This window comes from Buttiauxella agrestis ATCC 33320, from assembly GCF_000735355.1.
Taxonomy (GTDB): Bacteria; Pseudomonadota; Gammaproteobacteria; order Enterobacterales; family Enterobacteriaceae; genus Buttiauxella; species Buttiauxella agrestis.
Genome location: NZ_JMPI01000035.1, coordinates 1 through 5,986, shown reverse-complemented (window position 1 = coordinate 5,986; position 5,986 = coordinate 1). Strand labels below are relative to the sequence as shown.

The following is a 5,986-nucleotide window of genomic DNA, read 5'->3' as shown; positions in this document are numbered from 1 at the left end:
TTCCCCCTCTCCCTCAGGGAGAGGGCTGGGGTGAGGGTGATACACAAATGTTTAAAGAGGAAAATACATTATGACTAAAGTAGCTCTCATCACGGGTGTTACCGGACAAGACGGCTCTTATCTGGCGGAACTGCTGCTGGAAAAAGGTTATGAAGTTCACGGTATTAAACGTCGCGCATCTTCTTTCAACACCGAACGTGTTGATCATATTTATCAGGATCCGCATTCCGGTAATCCTAAATTCCATCTGCACTACGGTGATCTGACGGACAGCTCTAACCTGACCCGTATTCTTTCCGAAGTGCAGCCGGATGAAGTGTATAACCTCGGCGCAATGAGCCACGTAGCGGTTTCTTTCGAGTCCCCGGAATACACCGCTGATGTGGATGCGATGGGAACCTTGCGTCTGCTGGAAGCGATTCGCTTCTTAGGTCTTGAGAAGAAAACCCGTTTCTATCAGGCATCGACGTCTGAGCTGTATGGCCTGGTGCAGGAAACCCCGCAGAAAGAAACCACACCTTTCTACCCGCGCTCTCCGTATGCCGTAGCCAAACTTTACGCCTACTGGATCACTGTAAACTACCGCGAATCGTACGGCATGTTTGCCTGTAACGGCATTCTGTTCAACCACGAATCCCCACGCCGTGGCGAAACATTTGTGACTCGCAAAATCACCCGCGCTATCGCCAACATCGCTCAGGGCCTGGAAAAATGCCTGTATCTGGGCAACATGGATTCCCTGCGTGACTGGGGCCATGCCAAAGACTACGTAAAAATGCAGTGGATGATGTTGCAGCAAGACAACCCGGAAGACTTCGTGATTGCGACCGGCGTGCAGTATTCCGTGCGCGAATTCGTGGAAATGGCGGCGGCACAACTGGGCATCAAACTGCGCTTTGAAGGCACCGGTGTGGACGAGAAGGGCATCGTTGTTTCCGTGACCGGCCATGACGCACCGGGTGTGAAACCAGGCGATGTCATTATCTCCGTTGACCCGCGTTATTTCCGTCCTGCTGAAGTGGAAACCCTGCTGGGCGACCCAACTAAAGCACACGAAAAACTGGGCTGGAAACCAGAAATTACGCTGCGTGAAATGGTTGGCGAAATGGTCGCTAAAGACCTTGAAGCGGCGAAAAAGCATTCGTTGCTGAAGTCACACGGCTACGAGGTTGCCATCGCGCTGGAGTCCTGAGCATGAATAAACAACGTATCTTTGTTGCCGGCCATCGTGGGATGGTCGGTTCCGCCATCGTTCGTCAGCTCGAGCAACGTGCAGACGTTGAACTGGTGCTGCGTAACCGCGACGAGCTGAACCTGCTTGATGGCGCAGCGGTGAATGCTTTCTTTGCCGAGCAGCGCATTGATCAGGTTTACCTGGCGGCGGCGAAAGTGGGCGGAATTGTAGCTAACAACACGTATCCGGCGGACTTCATCTATGAAAATATGATGATCGAAGCCAACATTATTCACTCTGCGCACACGCACAACGTGAATAAGCTGTTGTTCCTCGGTTCCTCGTGCATCTATCCGAAAATGGCGAACCAGCCGATGGCGGAAAGCGAGCTTCTGCAAGGCACGCTTGAAGCGACCAACGAGCCGTACGCGATTGCCAAAATCGCGGGTATCAAACTGTGCGAGTCTTACAACCGCCAGTACGGTCGTGATTATCGCTCGGTAATGCCAACCAATTTGTATGGCCCGCACGATAACTTCCACCCGAGCAACTCGCACGTGATTCCGGCGTTGCTGCGTCGTTTCCACGAAGCGACTGCGCAAAACTCGCCTGATGTGGTGGTGTGGGGCAGCGGTACGCCAATGCGTGAGTTCCTGCACGTTGACGATATGGCGGCAGCCAGCATTCATATTATGGAGCTGGCAAGCGAGGTGTGGCAGGAAAATACCCAGCCGATGCTTTCCCATATTAACGTCGGCACCGGTGTGGATTGCACTATCCGCGAACTGGCGCAAACCATCGCCAAAGTGACCGGTTACCGTGGCCGCGTGGTGTTTGATGCCACCAAACCTGATGGCACGCCGCGCAAACTGCTAGATGTGACGCGCCTGCGCCGTCTGGGCTGGTATCCGGAAATTACCCTGGAGCCTGGCCTTGCCAGCACCTACCAGTGGTTCCTCGAACACCAGCAACGGTTCCGGGGGTAAGTATGTTTTTGAGTGCTGAAGACTTCGCAACCGTTGTCCGCTCCACACCGCTGATTTCCATCGATTTGATTGTTGAAAATCAGGCAGGAGAATTCCTGTTGGGCTTACGCACTCAGCGCCCGGCGCAGAACTTTTGGTTCGTGCCGGGTGGCCGGGTACAAAAAGACGAAACGCTGGAGCGTGCTTTTGCGCGCTTAACCGAAGCCGAATTAGGCCAGCGGTTTACTCTTTCAGACGGTGAGTTTTACGGCGTGTGGCAGCACTTCTACGACGACAATTTCTCCGGGCCGGATTTCTCCACCCACTATGTGGTGCTGGGGTTCCGTCTGAGAGTTGATGCCGCAAAACTGCAATTGCCGGATGCGCAGCACAGCGATTATCGCTGGTTAACGCCGGAGCAATTGCTGGCTCGCGACGATGTGCACGACAACAGCCGTGCATATTTTCTGGCCGATAAGGCAGATAAGGTCATCGGATTATGAAAATTCTGGTGTACGGAATTAACTACTCACCGGAATTAACCGGTATCGGGAAATACACCGGTGAGATGGTTGAGTGGATGACGAGCCAGGGCCATGAGGTGCGGGTCATTACCGCACCACCTTATTACCCGGTATGGGAAGTACATCCCGATTATTCATCGTGGAAATACAAGAAAGAAGTGGGTGCCGCGACCGTCTGGCGCTGCCCGCTGTATGTGCCAAAACAGCCATCAACGTTAAAGCGTCTGATTCATTTAGGCAGCTTTGCGCTTAGCTCGTTCTTCCCGCTGATTGCTCAACGTCGCTGGAAGCCGGATCGCATTATCGGCGTCGTGCCGACCCTCTTTTGCGTGCCGGGCATGCGCCTGCTCGCAAAATTGAGCGGTGCGCGCACGCTGCTGCATATTCAGGATTACGAAGTCGACGCCATGCTCGGCCTGGGAATGGCGGGTAAAAAACAGGGCAAAGTGGCGAAACTGGCGCAGCGCTTTGAACAAAGTGGATTGCACAACGTCGACCATGTTTCGACCATTTCGCGCTCAATGATGAACAAAGCGGCGGAAAAGGGCGTTGATCCCGGCAAAGTGATCTTCTTCCCGAACTGGTCAGAAGTGGAGCGTTTTCGCGCTATCTCTCACGAAGAGATCCTCGCCGTGCGCAACAGCCTGGAACTGCCTGCGGATAAAAAAATCATTCTCTATTCCGGCAACATCGGGGAAAAGCAGGGGCTGGAAACGGTGATTGAAGTGGCGGAGCGTTTTGCTCATCAGCCATACCTGTTTGTGATTGTCGGCCAGGGCGGCGGCAAAGCCCGCCTGCAAAAACTCGCGCAGGACAAAGGGCTGCACAATGTGGTGTTCCATCCGCTTCAGCCTTACAACGCGCTACCAGCGCTGTTGCGTCTTGCGGATTGCCACCTGGTGATTCAACGCCGGGGTGCCGCCGATGCCGTATTGCCATCGAAACTGACCAATATTCTTGCCGTGGGCGGAAATGCGGTAATTACCGCAGAACCGGATACCGAACTCGGCCAACTTTGCGACGCGTATTCCGGTATTGCCGTGTGTGTAGAGCCTGAGTCGGTTGACGCGTTAGCCGATGGCATTGAGCGCTGCCTGCAATTGCCGGTACACAACACGGTGGCATGTGAATATGCCGAGCGCACGCTCGAGAAAGACAGCGTGCTGAACCAATTTATCGCAGACATTACTGCATAAGAAATCGGGGTTAAATCATGAGTCACAGTCAACTCTACCCAGTCATTATGGCTGGCGGAAACGGTAGCCGGTTGTGGCCGTTGTCCCGCGTACTTTACCCGAAACAGTTCCTGTGCCTGAAAGGCGAACTGACGATGTTGCAAACCACCATCAGCCGCCTGAACGGCGTTGAATGCGAAAGCCCGGTGGTGATTTGCAATGAAGAACACCGTTTTATCGTCGCGGAGCAACTGCGTGAGCTGAACAAGCTGACGGAAAATATCGTGCTGGAACCTGCCGGACGTAACACCGCTCCGGCCATCGCGCTTGCAGCCCTGGCGGCGGTGCGCAATCAGCCGGAAAACGACCCGCTGATGCTGATTCTCGCAGCAGACCATGTGATTCAGAACGAAGAGGCATTTCGTGAAGCTGTGCGTAACGCGCTGCCGTTCGCGGAAGCCGGAAAACTGGTCACGTTTGGGATCGTGCCCGATCTGCCAGAAACCGGTTATGGCTACATTCGCCGTGGCGAACTGGAGAACCCGAATACCCCAGATGTTGACGCTGTAGCCTTTAGTGTGGCGCAGTTTGTCGAAAAACCGGATCTCGACACCGCGCAGGCTTATGTTGCCAGCGGTGAATATTACTGGAACAGCGGCATGTTCCTGTTCCGCGCCGGGCGCTATCTCGAAGAGCTGAAAAAATTCCGTCCGGATATTCTCGTCGCCTGTGAAAAAGCAATGGCGAACATCGACCCGGATCTGGATTTTGTGCGCGTTGACGAAGCAGCGTTCCTGGCCTGCCCGGATGAGTCTATCGACTACGCCGTGATGGAAAAAACCGCCGATGCGGTGGTGGTGCCAATGGATGCGGGCTGGAGCGACGTGGGTTCATGGTCTTCTCTTTGGGAAATCAGCACCAAAAACCAGCAGGGCAATGTGCATCACGGCGATGTGATAAGCCACTCTACCGAGAACAGTTATATCTACGCCGAATCCGGCCTGGTCACCACCGTTGGCGTGAAAGATCTGATTGTTGTGCAGACTAAAGACGCCGTGCTGATTGCCGACCGTGACCACGTTCAGAGCGTGAAGAAAGTGGTTGAGCAAATCAAATTCGATGGCCGCCACGAACACCATAACCACCGCGAAGTGTACCGCCCGTGGGGTAAGTATGACTCTATTGACGAAGGCGAGCGTTACCAGGTGAAACGCATCACCGTGAAACCGGGCGAAGGCTTGTCTTTGCAGATGCACCATCACCGCGCCGAGCACTGGATTGTGGTGGCGGGTACCGCGAAAGTCACACTGGGTGAAGAGACAAAATTGCTGGGTGAAAACGAGTCCATCTACATTCCGCTGGGCGTGACCCACTGCCTGGAAAACCCCGGCAAAATCCCGCTCGACCTGATTGAAGTGCGTTCCGGCACTTACCTCGAAGAAGACGACATCGTCCGTTTCGAAGACCGTTACGGGCGTATCTAGCCAATAAAAATTTGATGAGTCCCCGCAGACCACTTTGCGGGTTGGGTAACTGTTGCCCGAAGGAGACTGAAAAGTGCAAAAACTGACCTGTTTTAAAGCCTATGACATCCGTGGAAAGCTCGGCGAAGAGCTGAACGAAGATATTGCTGAACGTATTGGCCGCGCTTATGGCGAGTACCTGAAACCGAAAACTATCGTGCTGGGTGGTGATGTGCGCCTGACCAGCGAAGCGCTTAAGCTTGCGCTGGCAAAAGGGTTGCAGGATGCGGGCGTGGACGTGTTGGATATCGGCCTGTCCGGCACCGAAGAAATCTATTTCGCCACCTGGCATCTGAACGTGGACGGCGGCATTGAAGTGACCGCCAGCCACAATCCGATGGACTACAACGGCATGAAACTGGTGCGCGAAGGCGCTCGCCCAATCAGCGGCGACACCGGCCTGCGCGACGTGCAGCGCCTGGCGGAAGCCAACGACTTCCCGCCGGTCGACGCTGCAAAACGCGGCAGCTACCAGAAGATTTCAGTGGTCGAGGCGTATATCGACCATCTGTTCACCTACATCAACGTGGCTAACATCAAACCGCTGAAACTGGTGATTAACTCCGGTAACGGCGCGGCAGGCCCGATTGTCGATGCCATCGAAGCCCGCTTTAAATCACTCAAC

Annotated in this window: 6 protein-coding genes; all 6 read left to right on the top strand. The window is 54.4% G+C overall.

The window, feature by feature from the left end:
• The first annotated feature begins 70 nt into the window (after positions 1-70).
• On the top strand, positions 71-1,192 hold the full coding sequence (gene gmd / locus GBAG_RS12855; RefSeq protein WP_034496631.1) for a GDP-mannose 4,6-dehydratase: 1,122 nt from the start codon (positions 71-73) through the stop codon (positions 1,190-1,192).
• A 2-nt stretch (positions 1,193-1,194) separates the two neighbouring features.
• On the top strand, positions 1,195-2,160 hold the full coding sequence (fcl, locus tag GBAG_RS12850; protein WP_034496628.1) for a GDP-L-fucose synthase: 966 nt from the start codon (positions 1,195-1,197) through the stop codon (positions 2,158-2,160).
• Positions 2,161-2,162: 2 nt separating this feature from the next.
• A complete protein-coding gene (locus GBAG_RS12845) occupies positions 2,163-2,642 on the top strand; it encodes a GDP-mannose mannosyl hydrolase (RefSeq protein WP_034496626.1) in 480 nt (159 codons plus the stop codon).
• Complete coding sequence (gene wcaI, locus GBAG_RS12840) at positions 2,639-3,859, top strand: colanic acid biosynthesis fucosyltransferase WcaI (protein WP_034496624.1); 1,221 nt, start codon at positions 2,639-2,641, stop codon at positions 3,857-3,859. Before GBAG_RS12845 ends, wcaI begins: the two co-directional genes overlap by 4 nt.
• Positions 3,860-3,876: 17 nt before the next feature.
• Positions 3,877-5,322: a mannose-1-phosphate guanyltransferase gene (gene cpsB, locus GBAG_RS12835; RefSeq protein ID WP_034496621.1), complete on the top strand. Its 1,446-nt coding sequence runs from the start codon at positions 3,877-3,879 to the stop codon at positions 5,320-5,322.
• A gap of 73 nt (positions 5,323-5,395) precedes the next feature.
• Positions 5,396-5,986, top strand: a 591-nt coding sequence (locus GBAG_RS12830) for a phosphohexomutase domain-containing protein (RefSeq protein WP_034496619.1), incomplete at its 3' end; no start/stop codon positions are given.